The organism is Actinoplanes sp. NPDC049802 (assembly GCF_040656595.1).
Taxonomy (GTDB): Bacteria; Actinomycetota; Actinomycetes; order Mycobacteriales; family Micromonosporaceae; genus Actinoplanes.
This window is the reverse complement of record NZ_JBFAMR010000052.1, coordinates 38,127-60,249: the sequence shown is the minus strand read 5'-3', so window position 1 is coordinate 60,249 and position 22,123 is coordinate 38,127. Positions and strand designations below refer to the sequence as shown.

The 22,123-nt window shown below is 70.5% G+C and carries 22 protein-coding genes; 6 read left to right on the top strand and 16 right to left on the bottom strand.

Annotated features, from left to right (window positions below; all coding sequences use genetic code 11):
• Nucleotides 1-190 precede the first annotated feature (190 nt).
• On the bottom strand, nt 191-1,558 hold the full coding sequence (locus AB0I88_RS29120; RefSeq protein ID WP_361031455.1) for an APC family permease: 1,368 nt from the start codon (nt 1,556-1,558) through the stop codon (nt 191-193).
• Between the two features lie 59 nt (nt 1,559-1,617).
• Here AB0I88_RS29120 and AB0I88_RS29115 point away from each other — a divergent pair, with 59 nt between their 5' ends.
• Nucleotides 1,618-2,034 carry a universal stress protein gene (locus tag AB0I88_RS29115; RefSeq protein ID WP_361031452.1) on the top strand — a complete coding sequence of 139 codons (417 nt, stop codon included), beginning with the start codon at nt 1,618-1,620 and terminating at the stop codon, nt 2,032-2,034.
• 13 nt (nt 2,035-2,047) lie between these two features.
• On the opposite strand, the gene AB0I88_RS29110 is transcribed toward AB0I88_RS29115, so the two are convergent.
• From AB0I88_RS29110 to AB0I88_RS29070, 9 genes are all read right to left on the bottom strand, one after another.
• Complete coding sequence (locus AB0I88_RS29110) at nt 2,048-3,835, bottom strand: glycosyl hydrolase family 28-related protein (RefSeq protein WP_361031473.1); 1,788 nt, start codon at nt 3,833-3,835, stop codon at nt 2,048-2,050.
• 238 nt (nt 3,836-4,073) lie between these two features.
• Nucleotides 4,074-4,775: a class F sortase gene (locus AB0I88_RS29105; RefSeq protein ID WP_361031449.1), complete on the bottom strand. Its 702-nt coding sequence runs from the start codon at nt 4,773-4,775 to the stop codon at nt 4,074-4,076.
• 7 nt (nt 4,776-4,782) lie between these two features.
• Nucleotides 4,783-5,352, bottom strand: a complete 570-nt coding sequence (locus AB0I88_RS29100; RefSeq protein WP_361031446.1) for a hypothetical protein — start codon at nt 5,350-5,352, stop codon at nt 4,783-4,785.
• A gap of 110 nt (nt 5,353-5,462) precedes the next feature.
• Nucleotides 5,463-5,942, bottom strand: a complete 480-nt coding sequence (locus AB0I88_RS29095; protein WP_361031443.1) for a DUF2510 domain-containing protein — start codon at nt 5,940-5,942, stop codon at nt 5,463-5,465.
• A gap of 112 nt (nt 5,943-6,054) precedes the next feature.
• Nucleotides 6,055-7,542 (bottom strand): M28 family metallopeptidase, encoded by a 1,488-nt coding sequence (locus AB0I88_RS29090; protein ID WP_361031470.1) that lies wholly within the window; start codon nt 7,540-7,542, stop codon nt 6,055-6,057.
• Between the two features lie 136 nt (nt 7,543-7,678).
• Complete coding sequence (locus AB0I88_RS29085) at nt 7,679-8,455, bottom strand: ABC transporter ATP-binding protein (RefSeq protein WP_361031440.1); 777 nt, start codon at nt 8,453-8,455, stop codon at nt 7,679-7,681.
• 13 nt (nt 8,456-8,468) lie between these two features.
• Nucleotides 8,469-9,242, bottom strand: a complete 774-nt coding sequence (locus AB0I88_RS29080; RefSeq protein ID WP_361031437.1) for an ABC transporter permease — start codon at nt 9,240-9,242, stop codon at nt 8,469-8,471.
• Nucleotides 9,242-10,045 (bottom strand): ABC transporter permease, encoded by an 804-nt coding sequence (locus AB0I88_RS29075; protein WP_361031434.1) that lies wholly within the window; start codon nt 10,043-10,045, stop codon nt 9,242-9,244. Before AB0I88_RS29075 ends, AB0I88_RS29080 begins: the two co-directional genes overlap by 1 nt.
• On the bottom strand, nt 10,042-11,007 hold the full coding sequence (locus AB0I88_RS29070) for an ABC transporter substrate-binding protein (protein WP_361031431.1): 966 nt from the start codon (nt 11,005-11,007) through the stop codon (nt 10,042-10,044). The genes AB0I88_RS29075 and AB0I88_RS29070 overlap by 4 nt, the downstream gene beginning before the upstream one ends.
• A 100-nt stretch (nt 11,008-11,107) precedes the next feature.
• Here AB0I88_RS29070 and AB0I88_RS29065 point away from each other — a divergent pair, with 100 nt between their 5' ends.
• Nucleotides 11,108-11,893 (top strand): IclR family transcriptional regulator C-terminal domain-containing protein, encoded by a 786-nt coding sequence (locus AB0I88_RS29065; protein WP_361031428.1) that lies wholly within the window; start codon nt 11,108-11,110, stop codon nt 11,891-11,893.
• Nucleotides 11,894-12,000: 107 nt separating this feature from the next.
• Entirely contained in the window at nt 12,001-14,220 is a 2,220-nt protein-coding gene (locus tag AB0I88_RS29060; protein ID WP_361031425.1) for a bifunctional diguanylate cyclase/phosphodiesterase, read from the top strand.
• A gap of 88 nt (nt 14,221-14,308) precedes the next feature.
• On the opposite strand, the gene AB0I88_RS29055 is transcribed toward AB0I88_RS29060, so the two are convergent.
• Nucleotides 14,309-14,752, bottom strand: a complete 444-nt coding sequence (locus AB0I88_RS29055; protein ID WP_361031422.1) for a DoxX family protein — start codon at nt 14,750-14,752, stop codon at nt 14,309-14,311.
• Nucleotides 14,753-14,837: 85 nt separating this feature from the next.
• On the opposite strand from AB0I88_RS29055, the gene AB0I88_RS29050 reads away from it, so the two are divergent.
• The 3 genes from AB0I88_RS29050 (at nt 14,838) to AB0I88_RS29040 (ending at nt 17,224) form a co-directional block, all read left to right on the top strand.
• Nucleotides 14,838-15,479 carry a TetR/AcrR family transcriptional regulator gene (locus AB0I88_RS29050; protein ID WP_361031419.1) on the top strand — a complete coding sequence of 214 codons (642 nt, stop codon included), beginning with the start codon at nt 14,838-14,840 and terminating at the stop codon, nt 15,477-15,479.
• 261 nt (nt 15,480-15,740) lie between these two features.
• The gene (locus tag AB0I88_RS29045) at nt 15,741-16,181 is read left to right on the top strand and encodes a hypothetical protein (RefSeq protein ID WP_361031416.1); all 441 of its coding nucleotides are present in this window, start codon (nt 15,741-15,743) and stop codon (nt 16,179-16,181) included.
• 2 nt (nt 16,182-16,183) lie between these two features.
• A complete protein-coding gene (locus AB0I88_RS29040) occupies nt 16,184-17,224 on the top strand; it encodes a hypothetical protein (RefSeq protein WP_361031413.1) in 1,041 nt (346 codons plus the stop codon).
• Here the strand turns inward: AB0I88_RS29040 and AB0I88_RS29035 are convergent.
• The 5 genes from AB0I88_RS29035 to AB0I88_RS29015 all read right to left on the bottom strand — a co-directional run bounded on the left by AB0I88_RS29035 (nt 17,221) and on the right by AB0I88_RS29015 (nt 21,946).
• Nucleotides 17,221-18,105 carry an ABC transporter substrate-binding protein gene (locus AB0I88_RS29035; protein ID WP_361031467.1) on the bottom strand — a complete coding sequence of 295 codons (885 nt, stop codon included), beginning with the start codon at nt 18,103-18,105 and terminating at the stop codon, nt 17,221-17,223. The two genes, AB0I88_RS29040 and AB0I88_RS29035, sit on opposite strands and share 4 nt — an antisense overlap.
• A 74-nt stretch (nt 18,106-18,179) precedes the next feature.
• Nucleotides 18,180-18,782: an ATP/GTP-binding protein gene (locus tag AB0I88_RS29030; protein WP_361031410.1), complete on the bottom strand. Its 603-nt coding sequence runs from the start codon at nt 18,780-18,782 to the stop codon at nt 18,180-18,182.
• Complete coding sequence (locus AB0I88_RS29025) at nt 18,766-19,128, bottom strand: DUF742 domain-containing protein (protein ID WP_361031407.1); 363 nt, start codon at nt 19,126-19,128, stop codon at nt 18,766-18,768. The genes AB0I88_RS29030 and AB0I88_RS29025 overlap by 17 nt, the downstream gene beginning before the upstream one ends.
• An 86-nt stretch (nt 19,129-19,214) precedes the next feature.
• The gene (locus AB0I88_RS29020) at nt 19,215-19,640 is read right to left on the bottom strand and encodes a roadblock/LC7 domain-containing protein (RefSeq protein ID WP_361031404.1); all 426 of its coding nucleotides are present in this window, start codon (nt 19,638-19,640) and stop codon (nt 19,215-19,217) included.
• Between the two features lie 47 nt (nt 19,641-19,687).
• Complete coding sequence (locus AB0I88_RS29015; protein ID WP_361031464.1) at nt 19,688-21,946, bottom strand: nitrate- and nitrite sensing domain-containing protein; 2,259 nt, start codon at nt 21,944-21,946, stop codon at nt 19,688-19,690.
• Nucleotides 21,947-22,123: the final 177 nt, after the last annotated feature.

Genomic DNA, 22,123 nt, shown 5'->3' with positions numbered 1-22,123 from the left:
GACCGCGACCTCAACGCCGCGAGGACGATCCTCGCCACGGCTGAACGCGACCGTGCCAGTGCCGACGACGTCAGACATCAGATCGCCTCCCTCCGGGACGGTGGATCAGATGCAGTCCGAGCTGGAAATCCAGGGCCCACCAGCCCCGGAGGGAAATCCCCCGGCTTTATCCGTGGGGATCGTTAACCGATCAGGTACGCGAGATGGCGCCCGGAACGAACCGGTTCGTCGCGTACGTGATCGCCCACAGCGCCACCCCGATGAGCAGCAGCACCCCGGCCACCCGGTAGTCGGCCCCGGCCCGGCCGGAGAGTGGGCTGGCCAGGAAGGCGCAGGCGGCCGCTCCGATGACCGGGATGGCGGTCGGCGCCCGGAAGTGGTCGTGGTCCACACGGTCGCGCCGCAGGACGAGGCAGGCCACGTTGACGACCGTGAAGACGCAGAGCAGCAGCAGTGCCGTGGTGCCGCCGAGAGCGGCCAGGTCGGCGAACCAGATCAGCCCGAACGCGATCAGTGTGGTGAACACGATTCCCACCCAGGGTGTACGCCGGCGGCGGTGCACCCGGCCCAGGATCCTCGGCAGGACCCGTTCGTTGGCCATCCCGTACAGCAGGCGGCTGGCCATCATCATGTTGATGAGCGCCGAGTTGGCCACCGCGAACATGGTGATGAACGCGAACACCGAGAGCGGGAACGCGGGCGCCCCGGCCTCGACCACCTTCAGCAGCGGCGTGTCACCGGAGCCGAGGTCGGCGGGGGCGACCAGCGCGACCGCCGAGACGGCCACCAGCACGTAGATCAGCCCGGTGACGCAGAGGCCGATGAACATGACGCGCGGGAAGATGCGGACCGGATCGCGGGTCTCCTCGGCCATGTTGACCGAGTCCTCGAAGCCGACCATCGCGAAGAAGGCCAGCGCCGTTCCGGCGGTGACGGACAGCACGACGCTGTCGCCGGGCGGCGTGTTGAACTCGGTGAGCCGGGACAGGTCGCCGTTGCCGCCGCCGAGCGCCCACGCCCCGACCCCGATGACGATCAGCAGACCGGTCAGCTCGACACAGGTGAGCAGCACGTTGGCCTTGACGCTCTCGCCGACACCCCGGAAGTTGATGAGCCCGACCAGGGTGATGAAGCCGAGCGCCAGGGCGGTGAGCGCGAACCCGTCGCCGAGCGACAGGTCGAACGCCTCGCCGAAGTTGCCGGCGAACGCCTTGGACGCGCTGGACGCCGAGGTGAGCCCGGAGCACATCACCGCGAAGGTGACCATGAACGTCAGGAAGTGCACCCCGAACGCCTTGTGCGTGTAGAGCGCGGCCCCGGCGGCCCGCGGATACTTGGTGACCAGCTCCAGATAGCTGAACGCGGTGAGCAGCGCGACGACGAAGGCCAGCAGGAACGGCAGCCACACCGCGCCGCCGACCTCGTTCGCCACCTTGCCGGTGAGCGCGTACACCCCGGTGCCGAGAATGTCGCCGATGACGAACAGCAGCAGAAGTGCCGGGCCGATGACCCGGTTGAGTGCCGGCTGCTCAGGCTCCCGTGCCGCCACGTCCGCCATGAGGGGCTCCTCAGAAAGGTCCACTGCGGAACTGTGACGTTACCCGTACCTTGAGTGACATGCATATCGTGCTTGCCGCAAACCCCGAAACGGAGCAGCCGTGGGTGATCGACGCGGTCACCGACCTGGTCCGGCAGACGGGCGCCTCGGTCTCGGTGGTCGCGGTGGACGAGCTGGAGACCGAGCATCTCTCGCCGCTGCCGCGCAGCGTCTACACCGAACGGGCCGAGCATGCCGCGGAGGTCGCGGTCCGGCGGTTGGCCGAGGCCGGGATCGAGGCTTCGCGTACGGTCCTGCCGGGCCGCCCCGCGGAACAGATCATCCGGTTCGCCGGGGAGCAGAGCGCCGACCTGATCGTGGCCGGTTCGAGCGCCCGCCCGGTGGTGGCGCAGCGCCTGCTCGGCAGTGTGCCGCTGAAGCTCATCGAGAAGGCGGGACGCCCGGTGCTGGTGGTCACCCGCCCCGTGAACGAGTGACCACCAGCTCAGATCACGGAACCGCGGGGTAGTCGGTCATGAAGACCGGCTGGCCGACCTTCGTGGTGTCCGCGGCCTCGCCGACGCCGTTGACCACGTGGTCGATGATGCCGGCGCTCAGGTTGACGGTCATGATGTGGTGCAGTTTGACGCCCGGCGTCTGCGGAACCTCGAACCCGTTCTCGGTGTGGATCGACGGGTTGTTCTGGTTGAAGACGTAGACGCCTCCGCCGTACAGGTGATGGGTCTTGACCTTGGATCCGACCTTGTAGGCGGCGTAGCCCTCGACGTCTCCGTTCATCCAGTCGGCCTGCGTGGGCGGGTCGTAGGGGAGCTCGTTCTGGTAGAGGACGGTGGTGCCGCGCTCGCCGTTCCAGACGGTGTTGTACTTCTGGAAGTGCTCGACGAACAGGCCGGTCGCGGTCACGTCGTCGCCGTTGATGACGGCGCCGTAGCGGCCGGTGTTGGTCTTCCAGCGGTCGGTGTCGCCGTTCACGCCGTTGGTGAAGCCCTCGACACCGTGGTCGCCGCGCCACACCCAGGTGTGGTCGATCAGCACGTCGTCGCTGTTGACCTCGAGCGCGATGTTGGTCTTGCCGATGTGCGGGCCGCCGACGCGGAAGTAGACGTCGTTCAGCGTGGTCGGGTTGGCCGCGGAGCTGAAGTCGGGGCCGTGCTTCTGGCCGACCCGCAGCAGGACCGGGGACTCCTTGGTTCCGGCGTCGATGGTGACACCGGCGATGATCACGCCGGGCACGCCGGCGACGTCGATCGGGACGGAGCCGTTGACGGCGGTCAGGGTGGCGTGGCCGATGCCGAGGACCACGGTGTTCGGGCGGCGCACCTCGATGCTGCGGGCGATGTCGTAGACGCCCGGGGTGAGCAGCAGGTGCTTGCCCAGCGCCAGAGCCAGGTTGATCTTCGTGACGGAGTCACCCGGCTTCGCGACGTAGAAGTCGGACAGCGGCAGGGTGCGGCCCGCGGTGTCCGGCCAGGAGACGCCGCTGGTGTTGCGCTTGGCGGCCGGCACCCGTACCTGGTACTTGCCCTTGGCGTCCACGAAGAGGTACGGCTTCTCGCGGCTGACCGGGGTGGTGTCCAGGGTGGTGTAGGGCGGGTTCGGGAACGCCGACTCGTCCGGCGCGCCCTTCACCCCGGCGAAGACCTGGTTCCAGACGGCGTTGGACCAGCTCGCCACCTCGCTGTTGCGGGTGAGCCACTGCTGCTGCGAGCCGTTGGTGGTGGACGGCAGCTTGGAGTCGGCGATGAAGCCGCCGGAGGCGTACTGCGGGCCGGCGGTGCAGTAGTCCATCAGCGACAGGGTGCCGCCGTTGAACTGCATACGGCGCAGCGAGACGGCCTGGGAGACGGCCCAGAAGTTGGCGGTCTGCCGGCAGCCGTCCTGGCCCGTGCCGTTGATGTTGACGGTCAGGTTGGACAGGGTGCGCCAGAAGTTGACCAGCGCGATGCAGTTGGGGTTGGCCGGGTCGGAGCCGAGGCAGCGGTTGTACGCCTCCACCTTGCCGTTGATCACCACGTCGCCCGGGTTGGCCCCGAGACCGGTGATCTCCGTGTAGTAGCCGACCTTGATCTGGAGCGGCTTCTCGGCGGTGCCGTAGGTGCCCGGCTTGAACAGGTAGGCGTAGCGTGCCGTACCCATCTCGTTGTCGACCTGCTTGGTGTAGGTGGCGTCCAGGGTGGCCTGGATGTCGCTCACCGGCATGCTCGGGTCGAAGATCGTGACGTTGGTGCCGAAGCCCGGTGTGCCGGAGCCGTGTGCCGATGCCGGCGAGCCCGGCATGGCGGCGAGTGAGAGCCCGAGGGCGAGGGCCCCCACCGCGGCGCGGCGGAGCGGGCGGATTCTCGTCATGCGGAGGGGTTCCTTCCGAAACAAGATCGCAATGATGCCCGTCACAGAACAACCCCCGATCACCCCTGTCAAGGGAAGCACTCCGACATGCAGTGCAAATCTGGTCGAGACGGTCAGGTTCCGGAACCAAACTGACCGAAAAGCCGGTCGGAACCGCTCCCGGAAGCGGTTACGGAAGGGCCTCCGCGAAGACGACGATGTTGCTGCGGTAGCTGCCCCGGCCCCTGTCGAACGCCCCACCACAGGTGATCAGGCGCAGTCCCGGACGGTCCAGGGAGGCGTACACCTGATGGCTCGGGAAGTCCCGCTTCGGATAGGCGGCCACCTTCGTCACGGTGAAGCGGGCCACCGAGCCGTCGGTACGGCGTACCGAGATGATGTCGCCCGGCCGGGTGTCGCCCAGCCGGTGAAAGACCGCGGGCCCGTCCCGTGCCGTGTCCACGTGCCCGGCCAGCACCGACGCTCCCACCTCGCCCGGCGTGGGGGAGTGGCGGTACCAGCCGGCCGGGGCGTCACCGCGCAGCGGCGGCACCTCCAGGGTGCCGTCATCCTGGAGGCCGAGCGTCATGAGTTCGGTGTCGACATCGATGGACGGGATCTCCAGGCGCACCGGCACGGACCGCTTCATCCCCTTCCCCTTCCCCTTCCGCCCGCCCGCGGCCGAGGCGGACGGGGCGGGGGACGAGGCCGGTACCGACGGCGCGAGGTGAGAGGCCGGCGCGGCGGGTGGGCTGATGGCGGCCCCGGCCGCGAGGGACGGCGGAACCGGCCCGGTGTCCTCGGTGCGCAGTCCGAGCGTGACGGTCGCGGTTCCGAGCACCGCCAGCACGGCGGCGAAGGCCGCCGCGCGACGGTCATGGATGCGGGGCACGGCGCGCTTATCGGTGGTTCGGGCGCCGCATGCTGTACGCCCCGGCGCCGGCCGCCACCACCAGGAGGAACACGCCCGTCACCAGCAACGCGAGGCGTCTGCCGTCGACGAGGCCGCCACCGCCCGTGTCGACCCCACCGGAGGGTGTCGGCTTCGGTTCGGCGGTGACCTCGGGCGATTCGGTCGAGCCGGATCCGCCGGCGCCGGGCGGCACTGATCCGTTTCCACCGCCGGACGGCCCGGGGTCCGCGCCGCCGGGCTGCGAGCCGCTCGGATGCGGCTCGTTCGGGATCGTCCCGCTCGGGATCGGCCCGCTCGGCGCCGGCCCACCCGGGTCCGACGCTCCCGGATCCGGAGACGCCGGCGGGGCGGACGACGCGGGCCCGGCGGCCGGCGGCCGGTCGCCGGCCCGGTTCGCGCAGTACGCCAGCACGGAGAAGAGCAGGATCAACGCGAGCAGCAGTCCGGCACCGATCGCGACGGCCCGGTTGTTCTGCCACGGTCTCGACCGGCGGTGCGCCGGGGAGCTGCTGGGGTCGGACATGAGGTCCTTCCGGGAGGCCAGGGTGGGCGCCACGCTAGTGGTCCTCTTCCCTGTTCCGCAGCTTTCTATCCGTGATCGGTCACTTCGGACGGTTCGAGCTCCCCGCCGTCATCGGTTCGTCTCGGATCTCTGCCCGGTGCGGCTCAGAGCAGCAGGTAGGCGGCGAGGGCCAGCACGATGGCGGTGACCACGGCGAGGGCCGCGGCCAGGGCCACCCGGAGATGCTCCGGGCCGGACGTGGCGGCCTGCGGTTCGGGCGTCCTCGGGACGTAGGCGCGCCGCTCGGGGACCGCGTCGACCGGCTGCATGGCGTACGGCGCGGCCGGCACCTCGGGGTGCGGCGCGGGGGAGGCCGGGCGGGACTCGGAGAGCAGCGGCAGCCCGCCCTGTTGCGCGGAGGCCGGCCGGGCGGCGTAGAGCGGCGCGTCCTCCGGATCGGCGGGGGCCGGCGTGTGCGGGCCGGGCGCCGGGGGCCCGGTCGGCGGCACCGGCGGGAAGAAGCCGTTCGGCGGTGGCGTCGGGGTGCCGCCGGGCTGGACATGATCGGTCCACTTCCCGCCGTCCCACCAGCGCTGGGCCGGTAGACCGCTCGGATCGGCGTACCATCCGGCGGGCTGAGACATGGGCGTGCTCCTTCGCTGGCCTGGGGCGGGGCTGATCCCTCCGATCGGCCGCGGACCCCCGGGCCTGAGGGGTTCCCGCCCGCCGGGGCTGACCGGCGGGCGGGGGCCCGGTTCAGGAGCGGGTGATGAGCAGGTTGTCGACGGCGGCCTCGACGAGCGAGGCGGTGCCCGCGTCGGCGGCCTCCACCCGGATCCGGATGTTCTGCCCGGCGTACGCGGACAGGTTGGCGGTCGCCGTGGTCCACGCCGCGGCCTTGTTCGCGGCGCTCGCCGTCTGGGTGAGCACGGTCGTGGTGGTGGTGCCGGAGACGACCTGGACGCGCAGGTAGTCGGCGCTCGTCGCGTTGTTGAGGTGGGCCAGGTACCAGGACAGGCTCAGCGTCAGCGTGCCGGTCGGCAGCGTGATCTGCGGGGAGACGATGCTCGTCACACCGCCGTCGAGGTCGTTGGCGCCGGCGCTGGCTCCGGCGGTGGCGCCGGTGATCAGGGCGTAGCTGCCGCCGTCCGCCGCGTCGAGCTGGGTGGCGACGCCGGAGCTGCTGGTGGCGGCCGGGTTGCCGCGTTCCAGCCGGCCGGAGGTGGCGGTGTCGGCCGTGCCGGCGGCCCAACCGGTCGCGGTCTCCAGGCCGTCGGACCAGACGGTGGTCCCGGGCGGCGGTTCGGTTCCGCCGCCGTCGGCGAGGGTCCAGACGGCGTACGCGATGGCGTCGCTGTTGCGGTTCAGCGCCGTGTCGCTGATGTTCGACGTGGTGTCGCAGGAGGCGTGGTAACAGGGGTCGAACCGGCTCGCCGTACCGCCCCAGAGCTGGACCTGGGCGCTGGTCTTGGTGCCTTCGGCGCCGGTGAAGATGCCGCCCGCCGGGATGCCGTTGGCGATGAACGGGCCGTAGTCGCTGCGGCCGTCGAAGTCGGTGCCCCGGGTGGGCACGCCGATCGAGCTGAAGTAGGCGGCCAGGGTCGCCTCGATCTGCGCCGATCCGGCCGGGCCGGGGCCGGAGCCGGTGCCGTCGGAGTTGTCGCCGTCGTAGAGGAAGTAGCCCGGGTTCGGCGACCCGATCATGTCGAAGTTCAGGTAGCCGGTGATCGACGACCGCTGTGCGCTGGTGAGCGAGTTGACGTAGTGGGTCGAACCGCGCAGACCCAGCTCCTCCGCGCCCCACCAGGCGAAACGCAGATGCCGGTCCGGCTGGAAGCCGGATCGGGAGACCTGGAGGGCGACCTCGAGGATGCCGGCCGAGCCGGACCCGTTGTCGTTGATGCCCGGGCCGGCCGTGACGCTGTCCAGGTGGCCGCCGATCATCAGGGTGTCGCTGGTGTCGCCGCCCGGCCAGTCGGCGATCAGGTTGTAGCCGGTCGCGCCGTTGTACGTGAACGACTGCTGGGTGGTGGTGAAGCCGGCCGCGTCGAGCAGGTTCTTCACGTACGTGACCGAGGCCAGATATCCGGGGCGGCCGTGCGCCCGGTTGCCGCCGTTGGCGGTCGCGATGCTCTGGAACTGGCTGAGATGGGCCTTCACGTTCGCGACCGCAATGTCCGGGGCGGCCGCGGCCTGGGCTGGGGTGGTGATGGCGACGGCGAGACCGGCTGTCAGGGCGGCCACACCGATGAGGGGTATTGCTCGCACGAGTTCTCCTCTGCGGGCTCTGGAATCTGGGGTGGCCCGAGCATCGCAGAGGAGAACGCCCGGGCCCTCATATCAATCGATACCTATCAGGGGCCGGGCGTCCAGTGTGGTGTCACCGTACGGCGTTGCGCTTCGCCGCCTGGATCTGCTCGTAGACCCGGGTACGCAACTGGATGAACCGGGGATCGGCCCGGGTGGTCAGCTGGTTCCGTTCGGCCGGCAGGTCGATGGCCAGCTCCTCCTGCACGACGGTCGGCGACGAGGACAGCATCACCACACGCTGTCCGAGGTAGACCGACTCGTCGATGTCGTGGGTGACGAACAGGATCGTCACGCCGAGCCGCTTCCACAACTCGCGGACCAGGTCCTCCAGATCGGCGCGGGTCTGCGCGTCGACGGCCGCGAACGGCTCGTCCATGAGCAGCGTCTGCGGCTCGTAGGCGATCGCGCGGGCGATCGCGACCCGCTGCTGCATGCCGCCGGACAGCTGCCACGGGTAGGCCGAGGCCGTACCGGTAAGTCCTACCGCATCCAGTGACTGCTCCACCAATTGCTTGCGTCGGGCCCGCCCGACTCCTTTTTGCTTGAGCGGCAGTTCCACGTTGCCCAGCACGCTCATCCAGGGGAACAGGCTGCGCCCGTACTCCTGGAAGACGACGGCCATGCCCTTGGGCGGCCCGTCGACCTTCCGGCCGTCGACCCGAACGTCCCCGGAGGTGGGGTCGAGCAGGCCGGAGACACACCGCAGCAGAGTCGTCTTGCCGCAGCCGGACGGCCCGACCAGACAGACCAGGTCACCGTTGTCGACGGTGAACGTGAGGTCGCGGAGCGCCTCCACCTCCCGGCTTCCGGACCGGTAGACCTTGCGCAGTCCCTTCACCTCGAGCATCGTCGCTCCTCCCTCAGCTCTGGCGCTGCGCCGCGCGCAGGCCCTCGTACCACCGCAGCGCCCGCCGCTCGGCGAGCCGGAACAGCAGCGACAGCACGAAGCCGAGCAGGCCGAGCAGGATGATCCCGCTCCACATCTCCGGAATCGCGAAGCTGCGCTGGAACTGCACGATGGTGAAACCGAGGCCGTTGCTGGCCGCGAACATCTCGCTGATCACCATCAGGATGATCGCGATGGACAGCGCCTGGCGCAGCCCGGCCGCGACCTGCGGGCCCGCCGACGGCAGGATCACCCTGGTGATGCGGGCGGCGCCGGTCACCCCGTACGAGCGGGCGGTCTCCAGCACCACGCTGTCCACCGCGCGGACACCCTCCACCGTGTTGAGCAGGACCGGCCAGACGCATCCGAAGACGATGACGATCACCTTCATGGCGTCGCCGATGCCCGCGAACAGCATGATGACCGGCACCAGCACCGGCGGCGGGATGGCCCGGAAGAACTCCAGGACCGGCTCCACCGCGGCACGCAGGGTCCGGTTCATGCCGATCGCCACACCGGCGCCCACCCCGACGAGGGCGGCCAGCAGATATCCGGCGAACAGCCGCAGCAGGCTGGGCAGCACGTCGGCCTGGATCCGGTCGAGGCTCCAGGTGTCCCCGAAGGCGACCAGGATCTTCCGCAGCGGCGGCGCGTAGAAGTTCTCGCTGCCGGCGCTGAGGAAGTACCAGGAGGCGAAGAGCCCGGCCGGAAGGGCGACGGCGAGCAGGATCTTCTTGACCGTGTTCATCAGATGGCCACCTCACCCCGTACGGACTGGTGCCAGGCGAGCAGGCGGCGCTCGCCGGTACGGGCCAGCAGGTTGATGATCACGCCGAGCAGGCCGGTGACGACGATCAGGGCGTACATGGTGGGAACGGCCTCGGAGGCCTGCGCCACGGCGATCTCCTTGCCCAGGCCGGGCGAGCCGATCACCAGCTCGGCCGTGATCGCCAGGACCAGCGCCACCGAGGCGGCGAGCCGGACACCGGTGAACACGTAGGGCAGGGCGGTCGGCCAGAGCACGTGCCGGACCCGGCCCCACGCGGAGAACCGGAAGCTGCGGGCGGTCTCGAAGGCGACCGGGTCGACGTCGGCCACCCCGTACAGGACCTGGACCAGCACCTGCCAGAAGGCGGCGTAGCAGACCAGCAGGAGGGTGGAGCCGAGTTCGGTGCCGTACATCAGCACGGCGAGCGGGATCAGCGCCACCGAGGGAATCGGCCGCAGGAACTCGATCGTCGAGGCGGTCAGCGCCCGCAGCACCGGGATCGAGCCGATCACGATGCCGGCGAACACGGCGGCGCCGACCGCGATCGCGAGACCCAGCGACCAGGCGAGCAGCGTGTCGGTCAGCGCGGTCCAGAACGCCGGGGTGCCGGCCTCGTCGGCGAGCGCGGCCGCGATCCGGCTGGCCGGCGGAAGGTACCGGTCGTCCACCACTCCCAGCCGCGGCGCCAGTTCGATGACGAGAAGCAGCCCGGCCAGGCCGGCAGCACCCAGAAGGGCGGTGCTGCCGGGGCGGGCCGGGTCAGCGCGACGAGCGGACGTCAAGGGAGGAGCTTCTCCAGGTCGGGGGTGCCGGTGAAGATGCCGTCCTCGGCGCCCAGGGTGGCGAGGGTCTGCACGGACGGCTCGTTGATCTGGGTCGGCCACTTCGGCAGCACCATCGAGGCGCGGAGCTTCTCGTCGATCTTGGTGTAGCTGCCCAGCACGTTGCGGACCTCGTCCGGGTGGGCGTCGGCGTAGGTCAGCGACTCGTTGATCGCGTCGGTGAAGCGCTTGACCAGGTCGGCGTCCTTCTCGATGAGCTGCGTCGAGGCGAAGTACGCGGCCACGGTCAGGTTCGGGGCGGTGTCCACGAACGTCGAGGCGACCTCACGGCCACCCGCCGCCTTGATGGTGGACAACTGCGGCTCGACCACCCACGCGGCGTCGACCTGACCGTCCTGGAGGGCGGCCGGCATGTTCGGGAACGGCATCTCGACGAAGTTCAGGTTCTTCTTGTCGCCGCCGGCCTTGCGGACCGACTCGCGGGTCACGGTGTCACCGATGTTCTTCAGGGTGTTCACCGAGATCTTCTTGCCGACCAGGTCCTTGGCGGTCTTGATCGGACTGTCGCCCTTGACCACGACGGCGCCGAAGTCCTTGCCGGCCTCACCGGTCGACGCGACGCCCGCGGCGACGGTCTTGACCGGCACGCTCTTGGTCTGGGCGATCAGCAGCGAGGTGAAGTTCGAGAAGCCGAACTGGAACTGACCGCTGACCACACCCGGGACGATCGCCGCGCCGCCCTGACCGCTCTCCAGGGTGAGCTCGATGTTCCGGCTCTTGAAGAAGCCCTTCTCCTTGCCCAGGAAGATCGGGGCCACGTCGACGATGGGGATGACACCGACCTTCACCTGGTCGACACCCTCGGCGTCGGTCGTGCCGCCGGAATCGCCGGAGGAGGTGCCGCAGGCCGCCAGGGCGCCGGCGAGGACAGCCGCCGTGAGCCCCGAGAGAAGTCGCCTCATATTTACTCCTTCGAAATGTGTGCGCATGACGAACGTGAGTTCTCATGAAGAACGCTAGGATGTGCCCCGTGTCACGTCAACGACTCAGTTCGATCAACTGATGCCGCGCGAACCGTACTACGTTCAATCGCTGGAGCGGGGGCTCGCGGTCATACGTGCGTTCGATTCCCGCAACCCCGAACTCACGCTCAGTGACGTGGCTCGGGCCTGCGGTCTCACCCGCGCGGCCGCGCGCCGATTCCTGCTCACCCTCACCGATCTCGGGTACGTACGCACCGACGGCCGACTGTTTTCGCTGGCCCCACGGGTCCTCGAACTCGGCTACTCGTACCTGTCGAGCCTCTCCCTGCCGGAGGTCGCCGAGCCCCATCTGGAGCGTCTGGTGGCCGAGGTCCGGGAGTCGTCCTCCATGTCGGTGCTCGACGGTGACGACATCGTCTATGTCGCCCGTGTCCCGACAAGTAGGATCATGCGGGTCGCGATCAACGTCGGCACCCGATTCCCGGCATACGCGACGTCCATGGGACGGGTCATGCTGGCCGCCCTGCCGGAGCCCGAGCTCGACGCCTACCTCGCCCGGGCGAAGCTGGAACCGCTCACCGACCGGACCATCCACACCCCCGAGGCGCTGCGTGCCGAATTGCGGCAGGTCCGTCTCCAGGGCCACTCGATCGTCGATCAGGAGCTGGAGGAGGGACTGCGGGCCATCGCGGCGCCGATCCGGGACCGCGGCGGAGCCGCCACCGGCGCCGTGAACGTCTCGGTGCACGCCGCCCGCGCCACCGTCGAGGACATCCGCGAGCGCCTCCTGCCGCCCCTGCTCGCCGCCGCCCGTGCCATCGAGGCGGACCTGCGGGTCGCGTCACCACGGCGGACCGTCACCTGAGCCGCCGGGCCACGATGACGGCGGGGCGGTGCGGGTAGGTCCGACCGGCCCGCCGACCGTGGACCTGCGCGACTCAGTTTCCCGGTGCGGCGACCGAAGGTCTGACCGTGCCGAGACTTCCATATCCCCCGTGGTGGCGCACCTGGCTCATCTGCGGCCTGGTCGCGGCCGTGATCTATGTCCTGCTGCCCTACGGGTGGGCGGCGGTGGCCCTTGCCACCCTGTACTCGGCCGGCTCCTGCGCCGTGATGCTGGCCGGCGCCCGCCGCCACCGTCCGGCCGACGCCGCCTACTGGAGGGTGTTCGCCGCCGGCGTCGCCGTTTGGGTTCTCAGCGACATCGTCTACGCCGTCGACCTGCTGGAGTTCGGCGGCCCGCACTACCCGTCGTGGGCCGACGCCTTCTATCTCAGCGCGTACCCGCTGCTGACGGTCGGGCTGTTCCGGCTGGCCCGGCAGCGCGGCCCGATCTGGTCCGGCAACCTGATCGACTCGGCGATCATCGCCGTCGGTCTGGGCATCGTCTACTGGACCTTCCTGATCGAGCCGATCCTCACCGACACCACCACCCCGCCGCTGATCCGCGCGGTGACCGCCGGCTACCCGACCGCGGGCGTGCTGCTGATCGCGGTGATCGTCCCGATCCTGCTGCGCCGGGGCCGGCGCAGCCCGAGCCTGTGGCTGCTCACCGCGGGCAGCGCCGTCACCCTGGCCGCGAACGTCGTCTACACGCTGCTGCCGGAGGTCCTCATCGACGGCAGCCGGTTCCTGTACGCCGGTTACCTTCTCGCCTACGCCTGCTGGGCCGCCGCGGCCGCGCACCCGTCGATGGCGCGGCCGGTCACCGGTGACCAGGACACCCTGGGCCGCAGCCGTCTGCTGGTGCTCACCGCCTCCACCCTGCTGGTCCCGGCCGTCCTGCTGATCCAGGGCGAGCGCGGCGCCGGGCGACTCAGCTGGGCCGCCGTCGCGGTCGGGTCGATGACTCTGTTCGTGCTCGTCGCCACCCGGATGGGCGGCTACATCTCCCGTGTCGACAGCCAGGCACGTCAACTGCGCGACCTGGCGATGTGCGACGACCTGACCGGACTGCCCAACCGCCGGGACTTCGAGCAGCGGGCCGCCGCCGCGGTGGCGGCCGCGTCCTGCCACGTGCTGATGATCGACCTGGCCGGGTTCAAACACGTCAACGACCGTCTCGGCCGGGTGACCGGGGATCAGGCCCTGATCGCGGTGGCCGCTCTGCTGCGCGAAGGCGTCCGCGACGGCGACGTGGTCGCCCGGATGGGCGCCGACGAGTTCGCCGTCCTGGTGTGCCGGACGCTGCCCGGCGACGGCCCGGCGGTCGCCGGGCGACTGCTCGGCCTGCTGCGGCAGCCGGTCCACGCCGGCGAGCACGAGCTGCTGCTCAACGCCCGCATCGGCGTCGCCTCCCCGGACGGCGCCGGCTGCGGCGCGGCCGAACTCGTCCGCCGGGCGGACACCGCCCGCTACGCCGCCAAGGCCGGCGGCGGACAGTTCGTCGAATACACCCCCGCGCTGGACGAACGCGCCGAGGCGACCGAGCGACTCGGCGCCGACCTGCGGCACAGCCTCGACAACGGCGACTTCCGCGTCGTCTACCAGCCCATCGTCGACCTCCGCGACGGCGCCACGGTCGCCGTCGAAGCGCTGGTGCGCTGGGACCACCCGGTACGCGGGCCGGTCAGCCCGATGGCGTTCATCCCGGCCGCCGAGGACAACGGGCTGATCGTCGAACTGGGCGCCTGGGTCATGCGGACCGCCTGCCGGCAGCTCGCCACCTGGCGCCGGAACCTCGGTGCCGCCGCCCCGCTTTATCTCAGCGTCAACGTCTCGGCCCGGCAGCTCAGCGAGCCCGGCTTTCCCGAGGTGGTCGCCGGTATCCTCGCCGAGACCGGCATCGAGCCGGCCGGCCTGCTGGCCGAGGTCACCGAGACCGCCATCTTCGGTGGGGGCGCCACCGTCGAGGCCGTCGAGGCGCTGCACCGGGCCGGCGTACGGATCGCTCTCGACGACTTCGGCACCGGCCACTCGTCGCTCGGCCTCCTGCGTACCGTGCCGGTCGATGTCCTGAAAGTCGACAAGTCGTTCGTCGACGAGATCATCGAGCCGGGCCGCCGCGCGGTCATCGTCGACGCCCTCATCCATGTGTGCGAAGGCCTGGACCTGCACGCCGTGGCGGAGGGCGTGGAGACCGCGGAACAGGCCGACTACCTGCGCGATCTCGGCTACCGGTACGCGCAGGGCTACCACTTCGGCCGCCCGGTCCCGGACCCGCTCACCCCGAAAGCGGTCACCGCCGTCTGACAGTCGTTCTGTTCGGCTGGCCGTGGGTGCTGTTCGAACGCGTGTCGAACAGCACCCACGACCAGCCGGGCCGCGGGCCGCTCTCCCGTCACGCCGCCGCGACGACGGCGGCGCCCACGAACACCACCTGCATGGCCGTGCGCAGCGGCAGTGGCGTGACCGGGCGCCCGCCCAGGGTCAGCCCGCGCCGTGCCGCCGACACGTTCGCCGGGAACATCGCGGACATCAGCAGCACCAGTCCCACCGCCGCGTAGGGCGCCAACGGCGGGAACAACAGGGCGACGGCGGCGATCAGCTCCAGCACGCCGGTGAGCGTGACCAGAAGGTCCGGCCGGGGGAGGGCGGGTGGCACCATCGCGATCAGCTCGGCCCGCCAGGCCGGCGGCCGGAAGTGCGGCAGCGCCGTGCACACCAGCATCAGCGCGAGACCGCCGCGCACCGCCGGTTGCCAGCCGTCGAGGGAGTCCACACCGGCCAGTCCGAGCAGACGGAGCAGGGCGGAACCGGCGATCAGAACGACGAACGGAACCATGATCATCACCTTTCCAGTGGCAAGTTTCCACTGGAAAGATAACGTGGTGCTCCAAATTTTTCCAGTGGAAAGATAGGCTGCCGGTATGGAACACGGCACCTACCACCACGGCAACCTGCGCCGCGTCATGCTCGACGCCGCGCTCCAGGCCATCGGCGAGTCCGGCCCCACCGGCTGGAGCCTGCGGGAGCTGGCCCGCCGCGCCGGGGTGTCGCACACCGCCCCGGCGCACCACTTCGGCGACAAGACCGGCCTGCTCACCGCTGTCGCCGCCGAGGGCTTCGACCTGTTCGCCACGGCGCTGGAAGCGGCCGGCGGCGACTTCTTCGAGGTCGGCGTGGCCTACGTCCGTTTCGCTGTCCGGCATCGGTCGTACTTCCAGGTGATGTTCCGTCCCGAGCTGTACCGTCCCGCTGACCCGGCGGTCGCCCCCGCCCGGGCCCGCGCCGGCGCCGTCCTCGCCGGCGGCGGCCGCACCCTCTCCCCGGACCCGGCTCGCGACCGGGTGGCCACGGTGGCGGCCTGGTCCACCGCCCACGGCTTCGCCGAACTCTGGCTCAGCGGCGCCCTCGCCGACGCCGCCGAGACCGATCCCGAGACGTACGCCCGCGACATCCTCGCCCTGACCTTCGGCCACCTCCGCCGGGGAGGCGGCTCGGAGTCACTCGACCGTTCCGTGGGCGTGGGCGACACGCCGGAGCACTTCGATGACGGAAATATCCCTTAAGTCGGATTTACACTGGCTAACACCTTTGCGTGGAGGCTCCCGACCCAACGCTGACTCGGTTCAGTTCGCCCCACGGATTTCCGGGGGATCTCGCGGTGATCCCGGCCCATCAGAAGTCGGCTCATGCCGCGCGGAGATCCTCCGGGCGGTCGATCCCTTTGTGAGTCAGTCGTGGGGCAAAGCCACAGGGAAGTACGCGAGATAATCCGCCGTGAGGTGCTGCGGCGGCTCACGCTGCATCCATTCGTTCCGGTTGTCTCGTTGCGCGAGGCGTTCGACACGCCGTACCGCGAGTATCGGCACACCGGCCGCCCTCTGCTGGACGGCGGAAACCTGGACGAAAATGGTGATCCACTGCCGAGCGCCACCGCGGTGCAACTCATCGCGGCGGCGGTCAAAGCGGTCAACTACCGGGAGCTGCAGAGCATTTTCAAGAAGAAGAGGGACCGTACGGAGTTCTACCTCTGCTACACGCGGATCGTCGCGGAGGACGACCGTTTCCAGCACCTTCGGGCGCTGCTGGAGACGTACGGACCGAACTGCCGCGACGTCATCCTCCTCATCGGCGCCGCCGGCGTGGACTACCGGCAGGCCGCCGTTCTCGCCAAGCACCAAGGCCTCAACTACGCGGCCATCGCACACCTGATCAAACGGGCGAGGAAAGGGCAACTCGTCGCTGCTACCGGGAGGGCCGGCTCGTGAAGATGAACAGCGAAACCGTATTCGAGTGCGGACATGAGCACCCGCAGCGTACGGATGGATTCTCCGGGTTCGAGGACGGTTTGGTCGCGCACGAGGCGGGCCACGTCCTGTACCGGCACGGCGAGTACGGAACCGCGCTGAAATGCATGGAATTCGCGATGGACCGCGGCATCGTCTGGGCCGACGACGACGTCGCGGTGATAGCGGAGACGGTCGGGCGCAACGGTGACGATGACGTTTCCTGCCTCGGCGAAGCCGTCACCCGGCAACCGGCCCGGTCCGGCGCGGGCCCCCGCGTCACGATCGCACTGCTCGCCGCCGCGGCCCTGGCCGGAATCTTCGTTCTCGGCTCCGAGATCGGGGACGGTCCGGCCGAGCGCCCGACCGCGCCGGGGACCGAACGACTCGACGCCCTGGTCCTGCTGCCCGCGCCCGACGCCTCGCCGCAGCGGGTCACGATGGTGCGGGTCCGCCCCTCCGCCGCGAAGTTCTCCCCGGCCCCGCGGCCCGCCGGCCGGCCCGCCGAGCGCGAGCCGATGGACGGTACGGCGGTGATGCTCCGCGGACCGAACCGGAAGGGCGGCATCAGCACCGCCTTCGTGCCCCGCGAACGCGGGACGAAGGCGAACGAGTCGCGCATGCGCTGGCCGCGGGTGTCCTCCTCCCGCCTCGTCACCACCCTGCAGTCGGCGGCCGATGCGGCATGCCTCTGGGAGTTCCACACCGACGACGGCCCGCAGCCGGAGTACCGGAGCTCGGCGATCGCCGTCGAACCCGGCACGGCGAAGAGGATCGAGGTGCCGTTGAGCCAGTCGCCGAATCTGACAGCGGTGGCCAAGACGGACGCCTCCGAGGGCGGCTGCCTCATGGTCGACCCGAGATTCGAGAAGGATCGCCAGAAGGACGGGTCACGGCCACGCCCGCTGTCGACGGCCGAGGACCGCTGGCGTCCCAGCACACCCCCGGCCGCCTCCTCCACGCCGCGGGCGAGCGCCCGGCACGAGAACCCGCCCACGGACGACGAGGAGCGGGACGGGAACTAGTTCTCCGGCAGCCACTTCTCCCAGACGGCACGGTTGGCGTCGGCCCACTTGCGGGCCGCCACCTCGGCGGAGAGGCCGTTCTGGGTCATGTCCTTGGCGACCTCGTTCTGGTCGTCGTTGGTCCACGTCCAGTTCTTCAGGAAGGTGGCCGCCGGGCTGCCCGAGTCGACGAACGACTTGCGGGCGATCTTGTCCAGGTCGTACGGCTGGTAGTCGCAGGCCACCTTCTCCTCGTCGGCGTCGCAGCCGGGCGTGTAGTTGGGCAGCGGCACGCGTACCAGCTTGACGTCCGACAGCAGCCACTGCGGCTCGTAGAAGTAGCCGAGCAGCGGCTTTCGGTCGGCCTGGGCCTTACGGAACGCGGCGATGAGTTTGTCCTCGCTGCCGGCGTACACCACCGTGTAGTCGAGTTCGAGATTCTCGATCAGCTTGGCGTCGTTGGTGACGAAGGACGGGTCGCCGGCCAGGAACTGGCCCTTGCCACCGGAGGCGCGAGTCTTGAACAGGTCGGCGTAGCCGTTGAGTTTGCGCCAGTCGGTGATGTCGGGGTAGGTCTTGACCATCCACGGCGGCACGTACCAGCCGATGACGCCCTTGTTGCCGGTGAGCCCCAGTTCGACCGCGACCTTCTGCCGGTCGATGTACTTCTTCTTCAGGTCGTCGTGTCCCCAGTTCTCCAGGATCACGTCGACGCTGCCGTCGACGAGGCCGGCCCAGGAGGCGGTCTCGCTCAGCTCGACGGTGCCGACCGTGCAGTTCAGCTCCTCCTCGAGGAGATAGCTGACGACGGCCACGTTCGCGGCGTACCCGGACCAGGGGTTGACCGCGATGTTCACGCTGCCGCAGCCGACCGGGTCGGGCACTCCGGGCGGCGGGGTGATCGCCGCCTCGGTGCCGGAGCAGCCGGCCAGGGCGGCGAGACCGAGCGCCGCGAACGCTCTCGCGAACCGGCGCCTCACCGGACCGACCCGGCCCGCTCGCGGCCCGCCCGTTTGGCGAGCACCTCCTCGGTGAGGGCCACCAGGACGTTCTTCACCGACTCCCGGTCGCGGGCGTCGCATTCCACCAGCGGTACGCCGTCGCCGACGCCGAGCGCGTCCCGTACTTCGGCGAGGTGGAACCGCTGGGCCCCGGTGAACCGGTTGACGCCGATGATGAACGGGATCTGGTGCTCCTCGAAGTAGTCGATCGCCGGGAAGGAGTCCTCGATCCGGCGGGTGTCGACCAGCACGATCGCGCCGAGCGCCCCGTCGACCAGGTCGTCCCAGAGGAAGGCGAACCGGTCCTGTCCGGGCGTGCCGAACAGGTAGAGCAGCAGCGCGTCGTCCAGAGTGATCCGGCCGAAGTCGAGGGCTACGGTGGTGGTGGTCTTGCCGGACACCGCGGAGGTGTCGTCGATGCCGATCGACTTCTCGGTCATCTCGGCTTCGGTGACCAGCGGCTCGATCTCGGAGATGGCCCCCACGAAGGTGGTCTTCCCGACGCCGAAGCCGCCGCTGATGACGATCTTGACAGCAACGGGGTGCGCTGCCGACGGCTCCCTAGAGCGCCCGGACACGGTCCCTGATCCTTTCGATCAAACTGGTGGAGAGCTCGCCGGGCTGGTCCTCGACGGAGAGGTAGCCCTGCGTGATCAGGTCGGCCACGATGACGCGGACGACGCCGAGCGGCGCACGGAGCGCCACCGACAGATCCGCGACCGACATCGGCGCCTGCGCGAGCTCGACGATGCGCCGCGACTCGAACCGCAGCGGCGCCGACAACGCCGCCGGGGCGGCGTGCAGCAGTGTCTCGATCCGCAGCCCGTCGTGCAGCGGCTGGGTCCGCCCGTTGGTGAGCATGAACGGGCGGATCACCGGATCCTCGTCCAGCCCACCCGAGTGCAGCCCGAACCCGGAGGACATGTCGCCCGGCTGCGACCCCGATCCGGGGGACGCGTCACTCGGGAACGGCCGATGGGAACCGGCGTACGGAATCTCCGACGGCCCGGTCATCGCGGCAGGTGCTGCCGGGACTCTGCGATCAGGGCCGGGGTGAGCAGATCGCCGAAGCGGTCGGCGAGCAGCGAGATCTCGTAGCCGACCAGGCCGAGATCGGATTCGCTGCCGGCCACGACGCCGAGGCAGCTGCCGCCGCGGATCACCGAGACCAGCAGGAAGCCCCGGTGCATCTCGATCATGATGAGTTTTAGGCCGTCGAAGTCGTACCGGCGGGAGGCGCTGCGGGCCAGGCTGGCCATGCTGGAGACGATGGCGGCCAGCTGGTCCGCCTCGGCCCGGTTCAGCCCGTCCGAGCTGGCGATCAGCAGCCCGTCGGAGGACACCGCAACGGCGTCGCGCACGCCGTCCGTCTGGTGGACGAAGTTGCCGAGCAGCCAATTGAACTGGTGCCGGTCCGCCGAGGTGTCAACGCTCATCATTCTTCTTTCCAGGTTGCTGCCGAGAGGCCATTTCTGCGTGCTTGTCATGACAGCCCCGCTTTTTCGGCGTTGCCGCGCTGGATGCCGCCGCGCAAGGCGTTGAGACGGTCCCGGACCGACTCCGGCGAATCCGCGATCGGTGCCGGCCTCTCGGCCGCAGCGGTGACCGGCTCGGCCTGCCGCGTCTGGTCGCGCTGCGTGCGGGGGATGCGCTTGCGCAGACCATTCACGGTACGGGGTGCGCTGTCACCACCGGCCGGTTCGTCCTGCACCACCACGTACTCGATGGTGGTGGACCGCAGCGGCCGGTCATCGGCGGCGACCGGCGCGGGTGGCAGCCGGAGCGGCTCGGACGGCCCCGAGGCCGGCGGCGCCGGGGCGGCCGGCTCGACCGTGGCGGTGGCGGTGACCTGCCGCGGAATCGGCGTGACCGGGCGGGACGGCGCGGGCGGCCGCGGGGCGGAGCCGACGGTCTGCGGGTCGGCGAGGATCTCGGTGGGCAGCATGATCCGCGCCGTCACCCCGGTCACCGGCGACGGCGTGAGCTGCACGTCGATGCCCATCTGGAGGGCGAGCCGGCCGACCACGTAGTGGCCCAGGAACCGGGCCGGAGCGGTGATGAAGTCGCCCTGGCCGCGCAGCCGCTCGTTGGCCCGGGCCAGGTCGGCCGGGGTCATGCCGATGCCCTGGTCGGTGATGGCGATGAGGTAGCCGTCGCCCATCCGCCGGCCGTGGATCTCCACGTCCACGTCGGGCGGGGAGAAGGCCAGGCCGTTCTCGATCAGCTCGGCCAGCATGTGCGCGATGCCGCTGACGGTGGAGCCGGCCACCAGGCTGTCGTCGACCCGGCGCAGGGTGACGCGGCGGTACTCCTCGACCTCGGAGACGGCGGCCCGGATCACGTCGGACACCTGCAGCGGCTCGGAGAGCTGCCGGGGGCTGGCCGCGCCGACCAGGACGAGCAGGCTCTCCGCGTTGCGGCGCATGCGGGTGGCCAGGTGGTCCAGCTCGAACAGGTTGGCCAGGCCGGTGGGGCTGGACTCCTCCCGTTCCAGCTTGGTGATGAAGCCGAGCTGGCGGCGCAGCAGGTTCTGGTTGCGGCGGCCCAGGTTGGCCAGCGACTCGGCGGTGGTGCGCCGCAGCACCGCCTGCTCGGTGGCCAGCGCGTACGCCGTGGCCTGCACCCGGTCGAAGGCGTCGGCCACCAGGCGGATCTCGCTGCTGGCGCCGCGCGGCACGACCACCGCCGGTGGTGGGTCGGTGTCGTCGCCGGCGGCCGCCCGCTGGACCGCCTCCGGCAGCTGTGTGCCGGCCAGCAGGTTCGCCTCGGAGGCCAGTACGGCGAGCGGGCGGGCCACCGAGCGGGACGCCACGGTGGCGAGCCAGATGGAGCCGGCCAGGCAGAGCAGCACGGCGCCGAGGAGCACGCCCATCCGTACGGTCGCGTCGTCCTCGAGGTCGGCGGCGCGTGCCGCGATGACCGAGCCGATGTGGTGTTCGAGCTGGAGCATGTCGTCGAGCACCGTGGTGTGCGCGGACCACCACGCCTGCGGGTTGACCTGGAGGTAGCGGCCGTCGCCGGACTTGAGGGCGACCTGTTCGAAGAAGGCGGCCTCGCGGGCGGCGCCGGTGTCGAGCATGTAGTCGCGGGCGGCCCGCTCGGTGTCGTTGGCGTACCGGTCGAAGGCGGTGAGGGCGGCGTCCTTGGTGGAGCTCATGGTGACGAACTGGAGGAACTCGCCGGACTTGAAGCCGCCGGCGGAGAAGACGCCGTTGAGGAAGGCCCGTTCCTGGGCGGTGGCCTCCTTGATGTCGCCGAGGGCCTCCAGGGCGGACGCGCCCCGGCGCAGTTCCTCGTCGCTGGTGCCGTCCAGGTCGAAGTCGAGGTGGCCGAGGTCGGCGATCCGTGCCGTGTAGAACGCGAAGGTGGCGCCGCGTTCGCCCGAGCCGGTGTCGGTGCCGGCCCGTACGCCGGTGAGGCCGTCGAGTTCCTGGAGCGCCGCGGCGACCCGGTCCTCCACGTCGCCGCCGTCGGCGATCAGGACTTCGAGCTGGTCGCGCCGTAGGTCGACGGCGTCGCGGGCGGGCAGCAGCTCGGCGCGGAAGCCGTCGTTGCCGCCGAGCAGGCCGGCGGTGAGGCCACGTTCGGTCTGGAGGTCCTGGACGAGCTCCTGGACGGCGAGGTCGATGGTGACGGCGCGGGCGGTGTCCGAGGCGGACCGGTAGTTGCCGACCTCGCCGACGGCGACGATGGTGAGCAGCACCAGGGTGGTCGCCACCGGTAGCGCGAGGGTACGCACCACCCGTTGGCGGATCGTCCCGCCGGCCCGCCGTGACCGCGCCCTCGTGTCGCCGGGGTGGGTGCTGGGGGCCGGCGTGCCCTCGCCGCCCGGCTCGGACTGCTCGGCGCCCTCAGCGTGGACGGACAAGCGATCAGCTCCTCTGCCGACCGCCGGCGCGGCGTGCTCACGGCCGGGCAG